This is a genomic window from Arsenophonus nasoniae, from assembly GCF_004768525.1.
In the GTDB taxonomy this organism is placed as follows: domain Bacteria; phylum Pseudomonadota; class Gammaproteobacteria; order Enterobacterales; family Enterobacteriaceae; genus Arsenophonus; species Arsenophonus nasoniae.
In genome coordinates this window covers 984222-1003543 of sequence record NZ_CP038613.1, presented here as the reverse complement: position 1 = coordinate 1003543, position 19322 = coordinate 984222, and the positions used below count along the sequence as shown (strand labels likewise).

Annotated in this window: 12 protein-coding genes, 1 tRNA gene and 3 rRNA genes; 4 read left to right on the top strand and 12 right to left on the bottom strand. The window is 41.5% G+C overall.

From position 1 onward, the window contains the following. Positions 1-106: 106 nt before the first annotated feature. On the top strand, positions 107-1462 hold the full coding sequence (pssA, locus tag ArsFIN_RS04730) for a CDP-diacylglycerol--serine O-phosphatidyltransferase (RefSeq protein WP_026822468.1): 1356 nt from the start codon (positions 107-109) through the stop codon (positions 1460-1462). A 119-nt stretch (positions 1463-1581) separates the two neighbouring features. Here the strand turns inward: pssA and rrf are convergent. From rrf to rluD, 7 genes are all read right to left on the bottom strand, one after another. Further along, a 5S ribosomal RNA gene (gene rrf / locus ArsFIN_RS04725) occupies positions 1582-1697 on the bottom strand. A gap of 189 nt (positions 1698-1886) precedes the next feature. Beyond that, a 23S ribosomal RNA gene (locus ArsFIN_RS04720) occupies positions 1887-4965 on the bottom strand. Positions 4966-5362: 397 nt separating this feature from the next. Beyond that, positions 5363-5438: transfer RNA gene (locus ArsFIN_RS04715), tRNA-Glu, on the bottom strand. An 87-nt stretch (positions 5439-5525) separates the two neighbouring features. Beyond that, positions 5526-7067, bottom strand: a 16S ribosomal RNA gene (locus tag ArsFIN_RS04710). The 16S, 23S and 5S rRNA genes sit together here with 1 tRNA gene alongside, the layout of an rRNA operon. A 543-nt stretch (positions 7068-7610) precedes the next feature. Then, positions 7611-10184 carry an ATP-dependent chaperone ClpB gene (clpB, locus tag ArsFIN_RS04705; RefSeq protein WP_026822666.1) on the bottom strand — a complete coding sequence of 858 codons (2574 nt, stop codon included), beginning with the start codon at positions 10182-10184 and terminating at the stop codon, positions 7611-7613. Between the two features lie 126 nt (positions 10185-10310). Further along, positions 10311-11045: a purine nucleoside phosphorylase YfiH gene (yfiH, locus tag ArsFIN_RS04700; protein WP_026822667.1), complete on the bottom strand. Its 735-nt coding sequence runs from the start codon at positions 11043-11045 to the stop codon at positions 10311-10313. Next, entirely contained in the window at positions 11046-12023 is a 978-nt protein-coding gene (gene rluD, locus ArsFIN_RS04695) for a 23S rRNA pseudouridine(1911/1915/1917) synthase RluD (protein ID WP_026822668.1), read from the bottom strand. A 133-nt stretch (positions 12024-12156) separates the two neighbouring features. On the opposite strand from rluD, the gene bamD reads away from it, so the two are divergent. From bamD to pheA, 3 genes are all read left to right on the top strand, one after another. After that, complete coding sequence (bamD, locus tag ArsFIN_RS04690) at positions 12157-12888, top strand: outer membrane protein assembly factor BamD (RefSeq protein WP_026822669.1); 732 nt, start codon at positions 12157-12159, stop codon at positions 12886-12888. Positions 12889-13196: 308 nt separating this feature from the next. Next, positions 13197-13529 (top strand): ribosome hibernation-promoting factor, HPF/YfiA family, encoded by a 333-nt coding sequence (gene hpf / locus ArsFIN_RS04685; RefSeq protein ID WP_026822670.1) that lies wholly within the window; start codon positions 13197-13199, stop codon positions 13527-13529. A gap of 241 nt (positions 13530-13770) precedes the next feature. Then, positions 13771-14934: a bifunctional chorismate mutase/prephenate dehydratase gene (gene pheA / locus ArsFIN_RS04680; RefSeq protein ID WP_026822671.1), complete on the top strand. Its 1164-nt coding sequence runs from the start codon at positions 13771-13773 to the stop codon at positions 14932-14934. A gap of 47 nt (positions 14935-14981) precedes the next feature. Here the strand turns inward: pheA and tyrA are convergent, their stop codons facing one another. The 5 genes from tyrA to rimM form a co-directional block, all read right to left on the bottom strand. After that, positions 14982-16103: a bifunctional chorismate mutase/prephenate dehydrogenase gene (gene tyrA / locus ArsFIN_RS04675; protein WP_026822672.1), complete on the bottom strand. Its 1122-nt coding sequence runs from the start codon at positions 16101-16103 to the stop codon at positions 14982-14984. 14 nt (positions 16104-16117) lie between these two features. Next, entirely contained in the window at positions 16118-17212 is a 1095-nt protein-coding gene (locus ArsFIN_RS04670; protein WP_026822673.1) for a 3-deoxy-7-phosphoheptulonate synthase, read from the bottom strand. Between the two features lie 343 nt (positions 17213-17555). Beyond that, positions 17556-17909 (bottom strand): 50S ribosomal protein L19, encoded by a 354-nt coding sequence (gene rplS / locus ArsFIN_RS04665; protein WP_026822674.1) that lies wholly within the window; start codon positions 17907-17909, stop codon positions 17556-17558. Positions 17910-17965: 56 nt separating this feature from the next. After that, positions 17966-18721 (bottom strand): tRNA (guanosine(37)-N1)-methyltransferase TrmD, encoded by a 756-nt coding sequence (gene trmD / locus ArsFIN_RS04660; RefSeq protein ID WP_026822675.1) that lies wholly within the window; start codon positions 18719-18721, stop codon positions 17966-17968. A 34-nt stretch (positions 18722-18755) separates the two neighbouring features. Beyond that, complete coding sequence (rimM, locus tag ArsFIN_RS04655) at positions 18756-19304, bottom strand: ribosome maturation factor RimM (RefSeq protein WP_026822676.1); 549 nt, start codon at positions 19302-19304, stop codon at positions 18756-18758. Positions 19305-19322: the final 18 nt, after the last annotated feature.

Genomic DNA, 19322 nt, shown 5'->3' with positions numbered 1-19322 from the left:
ATACAAAAAATTAAACTAATGGTATTATGAATTACTAATTTTCAATAAACCTAAATCAGAGTATATAATCTACTCCCTTAATAAAAAAGAGAAAATTTACACTGTGATGTTGTCCAAATTAAAAAAAGCAAAGCATCAGCAATATCTTGAGCAATTAGCAAAATTACCTCAGTCCGCAACTGGCGTTGTTACCCTTTACCAAACAGAAAGTTTTCGTAAAGCATTGTTAGACAAAATTGCCAGCGCTCAACGGTATATTTATATAACTGCACTTTATTTCGAACATGATGATGCAGGACGAAACATACTCAATGCGCTTTATCAAGCAAAAATGGTACGACCAGAATTAGATATCAAAATAATGGTTGACTGGCATCGCGCCCAACGTGGTCGCATTGGTGCAGATGCCAATGCAACTAATGCCGATTGGTATTATCAAATGACGATGGCTCATCCAGGAGTGGATATTGCTATTTTTGGTATCCCTGTCAATACACGTGAAGCACTAGGTGTTTTACATCTAAAAGGCTTCATCTTCGATGATACCGTTATTTATAGCGGTGCCAGTATTAATGATGTTTATCTTCAACAACACCAACGCTATCGCTACGATCGTTATCATATATTAGATAATGCTCAATTAGCGGCGACGATGAAAAGCTTTATCGACCAAAGCTTGCTATCTTCACCTGCCATTCAGCGTTTAGATCAAGCCCATCGCCCCCGCAATACTCAAATTAAAAGTTTAATTAAACAATTTCGTCATAACTTAAAAAGTTGTGACTACCAGTTGCATAATAATGCTACAAATGAAGAGTTAGCAGTAACTCCATTAATCGGTTTAGGCAAAAAAAATGAATTAAATAAAGTTATTATTCATTTAATGAATAGTACAGAAAAGAAAATGATTATCTGTACTCCCTATTTTAATTTACCCACTATTTTAACGCGTATCATTAGTAAATTATTGCGTGACGGCAAACACATTGAAATTATTATTGGCGATAAAACCGCTAATGACTTTTATATTCCGCCAGAAAAACCTTTCAAAATTATCAGTGCATTACCTTATTTATATGAAATTAACCTACGTCGATTTATCTGTCGATTACAACACTTTGTCGATAGTCAACAATTAACCATCAGATTATGGAAAGACGGTGACAATAGTTATCATTTAAAAGGAATTTGGATCGATAATAATTGGCAATTACTTACTGGCAATAATCTTAATCCTCGTGCATGGGGGCTGGATTTGGAAAATGCAATTTTAATTCATGATCCCCAAAAAGTTCTGCTACAGCAAAAAAACAAAGAATTAAAATGTATAACCACAAATACTCATATTGTTAAGCATTATCAAGAGCTTGAAAACATCCAACGCTATCCAGTAAAAATTAAAAAACTTATTCGCCGTTTACGCAGAATCCGCGTGGATAGGTTAATACGTCGCATTCTCTAATAGGCTAGCTCAATTTTCTCTTTTTAAATAATTAGATTTTTGTTTCAAAAAATCAAAAATTTAACAGTAGATAAAACGTCAAAAAGCCACCCTTAGGTGGCTTTCTTAACATAATTAAAGTCTGGCAGCTCCCTACTCTCACATGGGGAGACCCCACACTACCATCGGCGCTACGGCATTTCACTTCTGAGTTCGGCATGGGGTCAGGTGGGACCACCGCGCTATTGCCGCCAGACAAATTCTTTTTTACCTATCCCGTTTCAGTACGCTGCCATCTCGGCTAGCCTTTCGGCTCACTCGCCTACCTCAGTAGGTGCTCACCATCAACAGCGCCAGTTCACGCTCCTTCGCGTAATATCTCGTCAGGATAGACTCTTGAACAAGCTAAAATTCTTCTCTCTTCTCAAAACACCTTCGGTGTTGTCAGGTTAAGCCTCTCGGGTCATTAGTACTGGTTAGCTCAACGTATCGCTACGCTTACACACCCAGCCTATCTACGTCCTCGTCTCGAACACCCCTTATAGGACATTACTGTCAGGGAAGACTCATCTTGAGGCAAGTTTCCCGCTTAGATGCTTTCAGCGGTTATCTCTTCCGCACTTAGCTACCAGGCGATGCCATTGGCATGACAACCTGTACACCAGTGGTGCGTCCACTCCGGTCCTCTCGTACTAGGAGCAGCCCCCCTCAATCTTCCTTCGCCCACGACAGATAGGGACCGAACTGTCTCACGACGTTCTAAACCCAGCTCGCGTACCACTTTAAATGGCGAACAGCCATACCCTTGGGACCTACTTCAGCCCCAGGATGTGATGAGCCGACATCGAGGTGCCAAACACCGCCGTCGATATGAACTCTTGGGCGGTATCAGCCTGTTATCCCCGGAGTACCTTTTATCCGTTGAGCGATGGCCCTTCCATTCAGAACCACCGGATCACTAAGACCTACTTTCGTACCTGCTCGCGCCGTCACGCTCGCAGTCAAGCTGGCTTATGCCTTTGCACTAACCTCACGATGTCCGACCGTGATTAGCCAACCTTCGTGCTCCTCCGTTACACTTTGGGAGGAGACCGCCCCAGTCAAACTACCCACCAGACACTGTCCTCAGCCCGGATAACGGACCTAAGTTAGAACATCAAACATTAAAGGGTGGTATTTCAACGTTGGCTCCATGCGAACTGGCGTCCACACTTCTTAGCCTCCCACCTATCCTACACATCAAGGCTCAATGTTCAGTGTCAAGCTATAGTAAAGGTTCACGGGGTCTTTCCGTCTTGCCGCGGGTACACTGCATCTTCACAGCGAGTTCAATTTCACTGAGTCTCGGGTGGAGACAGCCTAGCCATCATTACGCCATTCGTGCAGGTCGGAACTTACCCGACAAGGAATTTCGCTACCTTAGGACCGTTATAGTTACGGCCGCCGTTTACTGGGGCTTCGATCAAGAGCTTCGCCTTACGGCTTACCCCATCAATTAACCTTCCAGCACCGGGCAGGCGTCACACCGTATACGTCCACTTTCGTGTTTGCACAGTGCTGTGTTTTTAATAAACAGTTGCAGCCAGCTGGTATCTGCGACTGGCTTCAGCTCCATGGGTTAACCATTTCACCTAACGCCAGCGTGCCTTCTCCCGAAGTTACGGCACCATTTTGCCTAGTTCCTTCACCCGAGTTCTCTCAAGCGCCTGAGTATTCTCTACCTAACCACCTGTGTCGGTTTGGGGTACGATTAAGGATTACCTATCGCTTAGCGGCTTTTCCTGGAAGCTGGGCATCAACTACTTCACCACCTTGGTGGCTCGTCATCACGCCTCAGTGTTATAGTCGTACGGATTTGCCTGCACGACCCACCTACACGCTTAAACCGGGACAACCGTCGCCCGGATAGCCTAGCCTTCTCCGTCCCCACTTCGCAGTAACCCTTAGTACGGGAATATTAACCCGTTTCCCATCGACTACGCTTTTCAGCCTCGCCTTAGGGGTCGACTTACCCTGCCCCGATTAACGTTGGACAGGAACCCTTGGTCTTTCGGCGAGCGGGTTTTTCACCCGCTTTATCGTTACTTATGTCAGCATTCGCACTTCTGATACCTCCAGCAGACCTCTCAGTCCACCTTCAACGGCTTACAGAACGCTCCCCTACCCAACAACATTGCTGTTGCTGCCGCAGCTTCGGTGCATGGTTTAGCCCCGTTACATCTTCCGCGCAGGCCGACTCGACCAGTGAGCTATTACGCTTTCTTTAAATGATGGCTGCTTCTAAGCCAACATCCTGGCTGTCTAAGCCTTCCCACTTCGTTTCCCACTTAACCATGACTTGGGGACCTTAGCTGGCGGTCTGGGTTGTTTCCCTCTTCACGACGGACGTTAGCACCCGCCGTGTGTCTCCCGTGATGACATTCTTCGGTATTCGGAGTTTGCATCGGGTTGGTAAGTCGGGATGACCCCCTAGCCGAAACAGTGCTCTACCCCCGAAGATGAATTCACGAGGCGCTACCTAAATAGCTTTCGGGGAGAACCAGCTATCTCCCGGTTTGATTGGCCTTTCACCCCCAGCCACAAGTCATCCGCTAATTTTTCAACATTAGTCGGTTCGGTCCTCCAGTTAGTGTTACCCAACCTTCAACCTGCCCATGGCTAGATCACCGGGTTTCGGGTCTATACCCTGCAACTTGACGCCCAGTTAAGACTCGGTTTCCCTACGGCTCCCCTATACGGTTAACCTTGCTACAGAATATAAGTCGCTGACCCATTATACAAAAGGTACGCAGTCACCCCATCCTCAAATGTCCCGCTTGTCTTTGCGGCCAATCTTGCCCGCTTTTTTAACTTCCGCTGCTCGTGTACTTCTAGCTACACTGCGCTGCGGCTTGAAAAAACCGAACAACCTTGTTGGCAAAGCCTGCGCTGTTATTGTGATGGTATACCATCACCCAACTGCCGAGGCACTTGAGTGATGGGGCTCCCACTGCTTGTACGTACACGGTTTCAGGTTCTCTTTCACTCCCCCTCGCCGGGGTTCTTTTCGCCTTTCCCTCACGGTACTGGTTCACTATCGGTCAGTCAGGAGTATTTAGCCTTGGAGGATGGTCCCCCCCCTTATTCAGACAGGATAACACGTGTCCCGCCCTACTCTTCGAGCTCACGATACTAACACCTTCGGATACGGGGCTATCACCCTTTATGGCTGGCCTTTCCAGACCCTTCTCCTGATGCTAATATCGATGCTGACTCTGGGCTACTCCCCGTTCGCTCGCCGCTACTAGGGGAATCTCGGTTGATTTCTTTTCCTCGGGGTACTGAGATGTTTCAGTTCCCCCGGTTCGCCTCGTTTGACTATGAATTCATCAAACGATAGTGCATTAATGCACTGGGTTTTCCCATTCGGACATCGCCGGCTATAACGCTTCATATCAGCTTACCGACGCTTTTCGCAGATTAGCACGTCCTTCATCGCCTCTGACTGCCTAGGCATCCACCGTGTACGCTTCATTCGCTTAACCTCACAACCCGAAGGTGTCTTTATTTCACTGTCGTTCTGATAGGTTATGGCTGCGCGTGCAGCAATTCTTTGTTGGGCAGTGCTCACCATGCTCACGTACTTTTTGTACGCTGCGCTGACTGCGCGCTGGCCGCCTCGAATTCCTGACTGCTCACTCATAACGCCTGCCTTCCTGACAGCGAATACACTTCGCGTTGGAGTTTTGAGAGTTCTCCACATTATTTTTCTTAATAATGTGTGTTTCAATTTTTAGCTTGTTCCAGATTGTTAAAGAGCATAATTGTTAAATCAACTCGTTGAATTGACTTAATCATTATTGAGTAAAGTGCACAGCCCGCTAGCCTGAGCTTCAAACACCACACCAAAATATTGATGCGCCGCCTTTCTCATCACTGAAGTGGCGTCCCCTAGGGGATTCGAACCCCTGTTACCGCCGTGAAAGGGCGATGTCCTAGGCCTCTAGACGAAGGGGACTTCAAGGTCTTCAGTCAATCTTAAATTGGCTTTACGCTCGATTTCATCAGACAATCTGTGTGAACACTCACATTCCATCTATCTCGGTAAGGAGGTGATCCAACCGCAGGTTCCCCTACGGTTACCTTGTTACGACTTCACCCCAGTCATGAATCACAAAGTGGTAAGCGCCATCCCGAAGGTTAAGCTACCTACTTCTTTTGCAACCCACTCCCATGGTGTGACGGGCGGTGTGTACAAGGCCCGGGAACGTATTCACCGCGACATGCTGATCCGCGATTACTAGCGATTCCGACTTCATGGAGTCGAGTTGCAGACTCCAATCCGGACTTCGACGTACTTTCTGAGTTCCGCTTCCCCTCGCAGGCTCGCCTCTCTCTGTATACGCCATTGTAGCACGTGTGTAGCCCTACTCGTAAGGGCCATGATGACTTGACGTCATCCCCACCTTCCTCCGGTTTATCACCGGCAGTCTCCTTTGAGTTCCCGACCGTATCGCTGGCAACAAAGGATAAGGGTTGCGCTCGTTGCGGGACTTAACCCAACATTTCACAACACGAGCTGACGACAGCCATGCAGCACCTGTCTCAAAGTTCCCGAAGGCACGCCTCTATCTCTAAAAGCTTCTCTGGATGTCAAGAGTAGGTAAGGTTCTTCGCGTTGCATCGAATTAAACCACATGCTCCACCGCTTGTGCGGGCCCCCGTCAATTCATTTGAGTTTTAACCTTGCGGCCGTACTCCCCAGGCGGTCGATTTAACGCGTTAGCTCCGGAGGCCACAGTTCTTGACCACAACCTCCAAATCGACATCGTTTACAGCGTGGACTACCAGGGTATCTAATCCTGTTTGCTCCCCACGCTTTCGCACATGAGCGTCAGTCTTTGTCCAGGGGGCCGCCTTCGCCACCGGTATTCCTCCACATCTCTACGCATTTCACCGCTACACATGGAATTCTACCCCCCTCTACAAGACTCTAGCTAACCAGTCTTGAATGCCATTCCCAGGTTAAGCCCGGGGATTTCACATCCAACTTAATTAACCGCCTGCGTGCCCTTTACGCCCAGTAATTCCGATTAACGCTCGCACCCTCCGTATTACCGCGGCTGCTGGCACGGAGTTAGCCGGTGCTTCTTCTGTCGCTAACGTCAATTGCTAAGCTTATTAACCTTAACACCTTCCTCACGACTGAAAGTACTTTACAACCCGAAGGCCTTCTTCATACACGCGGCATGGCTGCATCAGGCTTGCGCCCATTGTGCAATATTCCCCACTGCTGCCTCCCGTAGGAGTCTGGGCCGTGTCTCAGTCCCAGTGTGGCTGATCATCCTCTCAGACCAGCTAGAGATCGTCGCCTAGGTGAGCCTTTACCCCACCTACTAGCTAATCTCATATGGGTTCATCCGAAGGTGTGAGGCCAGAAGGTCCCCCACTTTGCTCCTTAGAGATTATGCGGTATTAGCCACCGTTTCCAGTGGTTATCCCCCGCCTTCGGCCAGATCCCCATACCTTACTCACCCGTCCGCCGCTCGCCGGCAAGAAAGCAAGCTTTCTCCCGCTGCCGCTCGACTTGCATGTGTTAGGCCTGCCGCCAGCGTTCAATCTGAGCCATGATCAAACTCTTCAATTAAAAGTTTGATGCTCAAAGAATGTTTTACTGGCCGTAACGCTTTTTTTGCCACTTTGTCGGCCTTTTATCGCCTTCTCCGTCGGCTAAAATAACGTTACTGCTTATTAGTTCATATATGAATTAACTGTTTGTCACTCTTTAAGACTTAATCTTCAAATAGTTTTTGATGATGTCTTGCGAGTGCCCACACAGATTGTCTGATTAATTGTTAAAGAGCGTGCGACTGGAGTCGCGAGGTGGCGTATACTACGCTTTTCACCTTAAATTCGCGTTATACTTTTATTCACTTGTTGATGAATAAGACGCGATAACAGGAAGGGCATTATAGGGGGTTTTCTGAAACTAACAACTATTATTTGCATTTTTTCTGTTTAAGTGCTCATTTATTGTGCTAACGTTGCATTGAGTTGAGTTGATAGTATCGGTACGAGTTGCAAACAGCTTAAGCTAATTACGAGCTTTAATTAAGATTATTGAATTCGTATAATATTATTGAAGAGGTAAATATTACCTCTTCAAATAGGATTAACAATTCGATTTTATTTATTGCTTAGCAACAATAACACCTTTTTTGATATCTAAAGTTACTTGTTTGCCAGGCACTAACTTACCTGATAGCATCTGTTCAGCCAATGGATTTTCTATCTCTTGTTGGATCGCACGTTTCAAAGGACGTGCACCAAATACCGGATCAAATCCCGCTTCACTCAATTTTTCTAATGCCGCTGGCTTGATTTTTACTTTATAACCTTGCTCTTCCATACGCTTATATAAACGTGATAGTTGGATCTGCGCAATGTCTGTAATTTGCTCTTTATTAAGTGGATGGAATACCACAACTTCATCAATACGGTTAATAAATTCAGGTCGGAAACTACGGCTAACAACTTCCATGACAATCTCTTTCATTTCGTTGTAACCCAAACTACCAAAACGTTCTTGGATCAAATCAGAGCCTAAGTTTGATGTCATAATAACAACTGTATTACGAAAATCGACAGTTCTTCCTTGCCCATCAGTCAATCGTCCATCGTCCAGAACTTGTAATAAAATATTGAAAACATCGGGATGCGCTTTTTCAATTTCATCAAGCAAAATAACAGAATAAGGACGGCGTCGGATTGCCTCGGTTAAATAACCACCTTCTTCATAGCCTACATAACCTGGAGGTGCACCAACTAGTCTGGAAACTGTATGTTTTTCCATAAATTCGGACATATCAATGCGCACCATCGCATCATCACTATCAAATAAAAAATTTGCCAGTGCCTTACATAGCTCAGTTTTACCAACACCAGTAGGACCTAAAAATAAGAATGAACCAATAGGTCGATTTGGATCTGATAAACCAGCACGACTACGCCGAATAGCATTAGATACTGCGTCAACAGCTTCATTCTGGCCAATGACACGCTTATGCAGATCCTGTTCCATGTGAAGTAACTTTTCACGTTCACTTTCTAACATTCTGGAAACGGGAATGCCTGTCCAGCGTGCTAATATTTCAGCAATCTCAGCATCAGTCACTTTATTACGCAACAACTTCATGGTTTTACTTTCCGCTTTGGTAGCAGCTTCAAGTTGTTTTTCTAATTCAGGAATTTTACCATATTGCAATTCTGACATTTTAGCTAAATCACCACTGCGCCGGGCCTGTTCCAAACTTATACGTGCATTTTCTAATTCTGCTTTTATATGCTGTGTACCAGTAAGCTCTGCTTTTTCTGCTTTCCATTCTTCTTCTAGCTCTGAATATTCCCGTTCTTTTTCCGTCAGCTCTTCTTCTAACATTTTAAGCCGTTTTTTACTGGCTTCATCAGATTCTTTTTTTAGTGCTTGTTGTTCAAGTTTTAATTGAATAACCCGACGTTCTAAGCGATCAAGGGCTTCCGGTTTAGAGTCCATTTGCATCCGTAAGCTAGCACCTGCTTCATCAATTAAATCTATGGCTTTATCAGGTAGCATACGATCCGAAATATAACGATTTGATAAACTGGCAGCAGCAACAATGGCAGGATCAGTTATCTGTACATGATGATGCAGTTCATAACGTTCTTTTAGTCCCCTTAATATTGCTATGGTGTCCTCGACAGTAGGTTCAGCGACATAAACTTTTTGGAAACGACGCTCTAATGCCGCATCCTTTTCAATATACTGACGATATTCATCAAGTGTAGTTGCGCCGACGCAATGTAATTCTCCTCGTGCTAGTGCCGGTTTTAACATATTACCGGCGTCCATCGCACCTTCAGTTTTACCTGCACCAACCATAGTATGCAATTCATCGATAAACAGAATCACATTTCCTTCTTGCTTGGCCAGATCATTCAAAACAGCCTTTAAGCGCTCTTCAAATTCGCCGCGATATTTTGCGCCAGCCAGCAAAGCCCCCATATCTAAGGAGAGAACACGTTTATTTTTCAACCCTTCGGGGACTTCACCATTAACAATGCGTTGAGCGAGACCTTCGACAATCGCGGTTTTACCAACTCCTGGTTCACCAATTAAAACCGGATTGTTTTTTGTTCGGCGCTGGAGAACCTGTATTGTGCGGCGGATCTCTTCATCACGTCCAATAACAGGATCGAGTTTGCTTTGTTCGGCTCTTTCTGTTAAATCAATTGTGTATTTTTTAAGTGCTTGACGCTGCTCTTCAGCACTTTGATCATTAACATTTTCACCACCACGCATTTGTTCTATCGCCTTTTCTATATTTGCTTTATTGGCTCCCATCGTTTTAAGCGTATCTGCTAGGGAGGTTTTGGCATCAAAAATTGCCAGAAGAAATAACTCTGAGGAAATAAACGTATCACCGCGCTGTTGTGCCAACTTATCACACAAATTTAAGTGCCGAATAAGATCATTTGAGGGTTGGATATCACCCGCCGTGCCATGCACTTGCGGTAAGGTATTGAGAATATCGTTTAATTTATTACTTAGTTGACTGACATTGACCCCGATCGATGTCAATAAAGGACGTAAAGTACCGCCTTCTTGATCTAACAAGGCAACGAGTAAATGTACTGGTTCAATAAATTGATTATCTTGTCCAATTGCTAAAGATTGAGCATCAGCTAGTGCTTGTTGGAATTTGTTGGTAAGACGATCCAAACGCATAATACCTCCAAAATACAATTACAAACATTTATGCAGATTAAATGAGGTTTTATTTCACATTATTCAAGTTAGTTACGATAAAAATCAACTATTGATATAAAAATAATAACTAATATTGTTAAAGATTTATTTTAACCAAATCAGTGATGCCATTCGTCCTGTTACGCCATCACGACGATAGGAAAAAAAACGCTTTGGCTCACTCATCGTACAATAGCTTCCACCATAAACATGTTTGACACCAATTGCATTCAATTTCAAACGTGCTAATAAGTAGAGATCGGCTAGATACTTACCATTATCAGAAGCTTTAAAGCCTTGCGCTAATTCTGCATGATTTTCAATAAAAGCACTCCTCACTTCACGACCTACTTCAAATTTTTCCGCGCTAATTGCCGGTCCTAGCCAGGCCATAAGAGCGCGCGGCGGTGATCTAAATTGCTTTATTGCCTTTTCTAGGATCCCATCACACAAACCTCGCCAGCCAGCATGTACGGCAGCAATTTCTGTGCCTTGTTCGTTACAGAGTAAAACAGGCAAACAGTCTGCTGTCATCACGACACACACCTGTCCTAGTTCACAACTGTAGGCGGCATCCGCTTGCAGATTACCCTTTTTTTCCTTAGCCAAATCGATAATACGCGTGCCATGTACCTGATTAAGCCAGCTAGGCTGGGTGGGTAGTTGTGCAATTTTCATTAAGCTATTGCGATTTTGTATCACTAATCGCGGTTGATCACCAACATGTAGCCCTAGATTAAAACTGTCATAAGGTGACAAACTGTCGCCACCAATACGCGTTGTGCTACAAGCCATGACTGTTTCAGGTTGCGGCCAGTTCGGATATATTAAGTTATCCATTTACCAATCCATCTCATCTCTGTGCATCATTGCATCAGTTTTGAGTATATTAATTAGTATAACCATATCTGCAGGAATATCTGCGTGCCACTCCATTTCAATACCCGTTAGAGGGTGATATAAACGTAACATCGTGGCATGGAGCGCCTGACGATTAAAATTGCTCATAATTTGACGAAACTCTTCTGAGACACCTTTTAAGGGCCGTGGACGACCACCATATACCGGATCGCCAACTAAAGGATGATTAATATGTGCCATGTGAACGCGGATTTGATGCGTTCTACCTGATTCTAGCCGCAATCTAAGCCTGGTATGGGCGCGAAAATGCTCCATTACCCGATAATGGGTAATAGCGGGTTTGCCCATCGGATGGATAGCCATATGTGTTCGCTTAGTTGGGTGACGAGCAATCGGCTCATCTACCGTTCCCCCAGCTGTCATACGACCATTTACTACCGCTTCATATTCACGAGTAATTTCTCTTCGCTGCAAAGCTTCTACTAAATGAGTTTGAGCAGGTATCGTTTTTGCAATCACCATTAACCCAGTAGTATCTTTATCAAGCCGATGAACAATTCCAGCTCGTGGAACATTAATAATCTCAGGATAACGATATAAAAGTGCATTTAGTACCGTTCCATCTGGATTGCCAGCACCAGGATGAACCACTAAATCACGAGGTTTATTTATAACAAGAATTTCGTCATCTTCATAAACAATATTTAGTGGAATATTTTGTGGCTGCCAACGCATATCTTCTTCAATCAGTACATCAATAGCAATTTGTTCACTGCCAAATACTTTTTCTTTCGGCCTATTTATAATTTTGCCATTTACCAGCACTCTATTATCTAAAATCCACTCTTTTATTCGTGAGCGAGAATAATCAGGAAATAATTCAGCTAATGCTTGGTCTAAACGTTGGCCAAGTTGCGATTCTAGAATTTGTGCCTGAAGTTGTAATTGTTGAGCCATAAAATTATCTACAGTAAAGTTTACATTTTGACGGCAGTGCCGTTTTAATTAAAATATGTGCTATTGTAACTCATATTTCGTTAGGGGGCTTTATGGAGATCGCCCAAAAACATTCAGAGGAAACAACCACGTGATTATACGTATAAAATATCTGCTGGCAGCAGCCACATTGAGCTTACTTGTTACCGGATGCTCCAGCAATAAGGATGCTGTACCAGAAAGCTCTCCCACTGATATCTATACCAGCAGTCAAGAGAAACTACAAAGCGGTAATTATAAAGGGGCTATAAAGTTATTAGAAACCCTCGATAATCGTTATCCATTTGGCCCTTATGCCCAACAAGCTCAATTGGATATGATTTATGCCTATTATAAATCAGCTGAGCTACCATTAGCGATAGCAACTATTGACCGATTTATTCGCCTTAATCCAACACATCCTAATATTGACTATGTTTTGTATATGCGTGGTCTTACAGCACAAGCGTTAGACGATAGTGCACTACAAGATTTTTTTGGTATTGATCGTTCAGATCGCGATCCTCAACATGCGCTTGTAGCCTTTAGAGACTTTAGCCAGCTCGTTCGTTTTTATCCAAATAGTATTTATGCAACAGATGCTAGCAAACGTTTAGCTTTTCTAAAAGAACGTTTAGCAAAATATGAGCTTGCTATTGTTAAATATTATAATAAACGTGGTGCATATGTTGCTGTTATTAATCGCACTGAACAAATGCTAAAAAATTATCCCGATACCCAGTCAACACGCAATGCATTAAAATATATGGAGATAGCCTATAATCAGTTAGGCTTAAGCCAGGAAAAAAATAAAGTTGCAGCATTAATCGCAGCTAATCCCGCCTAACGGCAAAATAATCGCTAACATTTATTGATTAAAAACAGCAAAGCTATTTTGCTGTTTTTTTATATTAATCTGTAAAAAATAATTTTAGCTAGATACTAATTTTTTAAACTGATAAAAATAGATCAATCCATCAATAATGCAAAAAACGAGTATCTTATGCAAGTAACAAGCATTTTTTTGATAATACATCCACACTCCCATCATTACTTTAGCAAGAGAGCAAATAAAACCGATCAAGATCACGTTTTTTCTATTAATTATCGCTATCCTGAAAATATTTATAACTCAATGACAAGTGAGGTAGCGATATGATAGTAAGTATAACAAGTAAGTGCATAGAAATTACACCTGCTATACGTCACCATATTGAAGAACGTTTGAATAAACTTAGCAAATGGCGAGTTTCTTTAATTAATCCTCACATTGTGCTGTCAAAAGAGCCTCAAGAGTTTATTGTCGATGCCAATATTCATACACCGAATGGAAAATTATTTGCTAGTGCAAAACATAGTAATTTTTATATTGCAACCAATGAATTAATAAATAAACTAGAAAAACAACTTAATAAGCGTCAACATAAAAATGAGGCCAGACGTGCTTACCCAACGGCAAAAGAGATAGATCTAGCCGTACAGCCATAACCATTGTGCCATTTTATTTTTCTCTAAGCGCACTTTTATAAGTGCGCTTTTTATTATTCTATTTGTTTTGCTTAACATAAAAATAAGCTTGATAATTCATGTTGATTAAAACATTATTAATAATCTAGCTTAATCCTTACACTTACTGAGTTTTTTGTTAGTTTCTTGATAATTATGATCAAGGCGTTTTTATTCTCATTCATCAGACAATAATAAAAATAAAACAGCAGAGAAAATAATTATGGACAGTATATCTAATCTATTAAACATGCAGAAAAAAATAGATCAACTTGATAGCTTATTATTAAATTTACTGGCTGAACGACATTATTTAGCAACTCATATCGCTCAAGCTAAATTAAAACTGCAGCAGCCTATTGATGATATAAACCATGAACAGCAATTACTAAATAGATTAATAGCTGAAGGGAAGAAACAAGGCTTAGATAGTTTTTATATTACTCGCCTTTTTCAAATCATCAACCAAGACGGTGTGTTAACTCAGCAAGCTGTTTTTCAGCAACATTTAAATCCGATAGAAAATGATTCTGTCCGAATTGCTTTTTTAGGACCCAATGGATCCTACTCTCATCTTGCAGCACGCCAATATTCAGCGCGCCATTTTAGCCATGCTATCGAATGTAGCTGTGATAAATTCCAAGATATCTTTGCTTTAGTTGAAACAAAACAAGCTGATTATGGTATTTTACCTTTAGAAAATTCCAGCTCAGGGGCAATTAATGACGTTTACGATTTGCTACAAAACACCCAACTTTCGATCGTCGGCGAAATGCGATTACCCATCAATCACTGCCTACTAGCGATAACTCAGGTGCCGTTAGAAAACATTGAAACGGTATATAGCCATCCACAACCATTTCAACAGTGCAATCAATTTCTACAACAATATCCTAATTGGAAAATTGAATATTGTGACAGTAGTTCCAGTGCCATGCAAAAAGTGGTTGAAATTGATTCAGCTAACGTAGCCGCATTGGGTAGCGAAATAGGCGGCGCATTATATGGCTTGACCATTCTTGAACATAATATCGCTAATCAACCCAATAATATGACACGTTTTATTGTTATCGCGCGTAAAGCTGTACAAGTTTCAGCACAAATTCCGACTAAAACAACATTATTGATCGCAACCAGTCAACATGCGGGTGCTTTAGTCGATGCATTATTAGTACTGAAAGAGCATAATATTGTTATGAGTAAATTAGAATCCCGTCCAATTAACAATAAACCATGGGAAGAGATGTTTTACATTGATGTGCAGGCAAACTTACGCTCATTAGATATGCAACATGCATTAGAAAAATTAACTGCAATGACGCGCTCAATAAAAATTTTAGGCTGCTACCCAGCTGATAATTTAGTACCTAGCGGTGTTGCTAACTAAAAAACCGGTTGTATAACCGGTTTTTTAAAAGTATTAATAACAGTAAATTAACGACTAATATCATTAGCTTGTTGTAATAATGCATTACTTTCTTGCATTAACTGTTTAGCATCCTGACCAAACCAGTGACTAATTCTCTCGAATTGAGAAATAAACTTTTTCTTATCTCGATCTTTAAGCAATGACACCGAATGACCAAAACTTTGATAATATTTAATAATCAAATCAATGTTTTCATCGGATGTCATAATAATATCTGCATAAAGTTGTGGATCTTGAGCAAACAGACGTCCAACCATTGCTAACTCTAATCGATATATAGGCGATGAAAGAGTTAATAATTGTTGAAGATCGACTTTTTGTTCAGATAAATATTGTCCATAAGCAAAAGTAGTAAAATGGCGAAGCGCCTGAATAAATGCCATACATTTATCATGTTCCGTGGCATTAATTTTATGTAATCTGGCACCCCAAACCGTCAATTGTTCTAATAGCCATTGGTATGCTTGTGGATTTCTTCCTTCACAATAAATAATTACCTGTTTAGCAATGCTATTGATATCTGAGCCGAACATGGGATGTAAGCCGACAACAGGCCCATTATGCACTGATAACATAGCTTCAAGCGGTTGCTGCTTAATAGAAGAAATATCCATCAATAATGTATCTTCAGACAACTTCAGCAATCTATGGATAACTTCTATCGTTGAGTGGATGGGGACACTAATCATGACTACGGCAGCATTAGCCAATAATTTATCTGCTATATCCCAATCTTGTTCGCGCAGACTATAAACCTCATAGCCAGAGAGAGTAAATAATTGACTAAATAATTTTCTCATCCGACCTTCGCCACCCACAATAATAATAGGCCCTAGATCAGCATTTAGTTTTTTAAAGCCTTGATTATTTTCATGCTGGTATGATTCACGCATAATACGGCGTAAAATATCTTCAATCAGATCAGGGGCAATACCTATTTTTTCCGCTTCTTTGCGACGCGCTTCTAACATTGAAGCCTCGCGCTCTGGCACATAAATAGGTAACCCTTGTCGGCTTTTTACTTCACCCACTGCCGACACTAATTTCATTCTTTTTGCTAGTAATGCGAGTAATGATTTATCGATTTCGTCAATCTGTTGACGTAATTGTAGTAATTCTGCTGACATCAATTTACCTTGTATTAGCTTGCTTTTTCTAAGGTCTTAATACGCTCTTTAAGTACCGAGTGAATTTTAGTATGTAATTTTCTTAATATTGCGTCTGTTGTTTCCCAACTAATACAAGCATCAGTGACAGAAACGCCATATTTCATTTTAGAACGTAATTGTTCTGAAGATTGACTTCCTTCATTAATATGACTTTCAAGCATCATACCTGTAATTGACCGATTACCATGTGTTATTTGCTCTATAATCGATTCCACCACTAACGGTTGACGACGAAAATCTTTTCTCGAATTACCATGGCTACAATCAATCATTAAAGAGGGTAATAAATTAGCATTGCGCATCTGTATTTCACAATTTGCAATATCTTGCGCATTATAATTTGGCTTTTCCCCTCCCCTTAAAATAATATGACCGTCAGGGTTACCTTGCGTTTGTAATAAACAAACTTGACCTGATTGATTAATACCCATGAAGCAATGTGGCATCGCTGCTGCTCTCATTGCATTAATTGCCGTAACTAAATTACCATCAGTACCATTTTTAAAACCCACGGGCATAGAGAGTCCAGAAGCCATTTCACGATGTGTTTGTGATTCAGTTGTTCTAGCACCTATAGCGGACCAACTAAATAAATCGCCTAAATATTGTGGAGTATTTGGATCAAGTGCTTCTGTTGCTAATGGCAATCCCATATCCACAAGCGATAACAGTAAGTTACGTGCAATATGCAGCCCTTTTTCCATATCAAAAGAACCATCCATCATCGGATCACTGATCAGACCTTTCCAGCCGGTAGTGGTGCGAGGTTTTTCAAAATAAACCCGCATAACAATATATAAACTATCACCAAGTTCTGTTGCTAACTGTTTTAAACGATGGGCATATTCCAGCGCTGCATCCACGTCATGGATAGAACAAGGACCACAAATAACTAACAGCCGTGGGTCACGATGCTGAATAATATCAGCAATAATTCGGCGAGAATGAGTAATTATTTGCTGATTCTTGTGAGCCAATGGATAATATTTTTTCAGCTCTTTCGGTGTAATTAAAATCTGTTCATCAGAAATATTAACATTATTAAGCTCATCTTTTTGCATGATCATTATCTTTACCTGTTTAACTTTTTATCCTGCATTGCATTACACCGATTTGAGGTTCAGCTATACGATAACATGAACTGTAAATATTACAATCCATTGGTGACAACATATAGTAACATTTACTTTACCAATAAAATAAAAATGGAACAAAAATATATAATTAAATGAAAAATAAATAAAAAAATTTCAATTCTATTATTAAGAAAAATATTTTTATGTTTATAAAAAATTACACAAAAGATTTAATAAAATAATGACTGATAATGCAATAAGCTGAAAAAAGATAATAAAAAAAGCTCGCAGTTTTGCGAGCTTTAAAGATTTTTAGGATGTAGCGAAAAGCGAATTATTTAGTATTCAAGCGCTCTTTAATACGAGCTGCTTTACCAGAACGCTCTCGCAGGTAATACAATTTAGCTCTGCGAACAGCACCACAACGTTTAACTGTGATACTATCTATAACTGGTGAATGTGTCTGGAATACCCGCTCAACACCTTCACCATTAGAAATTTTACGAACAGTAAATGCTGAATGCAAACCGCGGTTACGAATCGCGATAACCACGCCCTCGAATGCCTGCAAACGTCTTTTAGAACCTTCAACCACCCATACCTTAACTTCTACGGTATCACCTGGACGAAATGAAGGAATATTTTGCTTCATTTGCTCTTGTTCAAGCTGTTTAATAATATTGCTCATAATTACTCTCTTACCCTAGGTAAACTGATATATACAAGACAGTGTGATACAATGTCTCAATTAATACGTTGCTGTTCTTCATATTCCTGTTGGAATTCTGCCAACAACATTCTCTGCTCGTCAGTCAGAGCTAGGCTTGTTAGAAGTTCAGGCCTTCTAAGCCAAGTTCGGCCTAGTGACTGTTTTCTTCTCCAACGCTCTATTTCAGCATGGTTGCCCGACAATAAGACTCTCGGAACTTCCATACCTTCTAACACCTCAGGACGGGTATAGTGAGGACAATCAAGTAACCCAGTCATGAAAGAGTCCTCTTCCGCTGATGCATGATGACCTAATACACCAGGAATAAACCGGGAAATTGAATCGATCATGACCATTGCTGGTAATTCTCCTCCACTAAGAACATAATCACCAATTGACCATTCTTCATCAATTTCGGTTTCAATGATCCGTTCATCAATACCTTCATATCGACCACAAACTAAAATAAGCTTTTTATTTGCCGTCAATTGGCAAACACCTTGCTGATTAAGTTTGCGCCCCTGTGGTGAAAGATAAATTACTTTAACATCTTCACCGATCTCAGATTTTGCTGCATGAATGGCATCTCTAAGAGGCTGTACCATCATCAACATACCTGGACCGCCGCCATAAGGGCGATCATCTACAGTGCGGTGCCTGTCGTGAGTATAATCTCGCGGATCCCAACACTGTATATTCAATAGGCCATTTTTAACTGCGCGACCTATCACCCCATACTCGGTTATTGCGCGAAACATTTCTGGAAACAGGCTAATAATCCCAATCCACATCTTGCGTTCCACTCATTCAACCTACAACTGGCGTTTAAAAACCAGGATCCCAATCTACTTCAATTATCTTAGTAGTAAGATCAACGTTTTTGACCACCTGCTCATCAAGAAACGGTATCAACCGTTCTTTAATACCGAATGCATCTTTCAGATTTGCTTTAATTACCAGCACATCATTTGAGCCTGTTTCCATTAAATCCTGAACAAAACCCAAACTATAACCTTTAGTAGTTATGACTTGGCAACCAATCAGATCTTTCCAATAATACTCATTACCTTCAAGTACAGGTAGTTGTGCTGAATCAACGATAATTTCGCAATTAGTCATTGAGTTAGCAGCACTTCTATCATCAATATGCTTTATTTTGATGATAATATCTTGGTTATGATGCTTCCAACCTTCTAATTCCAGTTGTTGCCACTGACCAGAACGTTGAATAAACCAAGGCTGATACTCAAATATATCTTCGGTATATTCGGTGGATGAAAAAACTCTGAGCCAACCACGAATGCCATGCGCAGAGCCTAATTTTCCTAATACAATAGGATTAACAGGGATCTTAAGGCAAACCTCTTTGCTCATCACCACCACCGTAGTAAA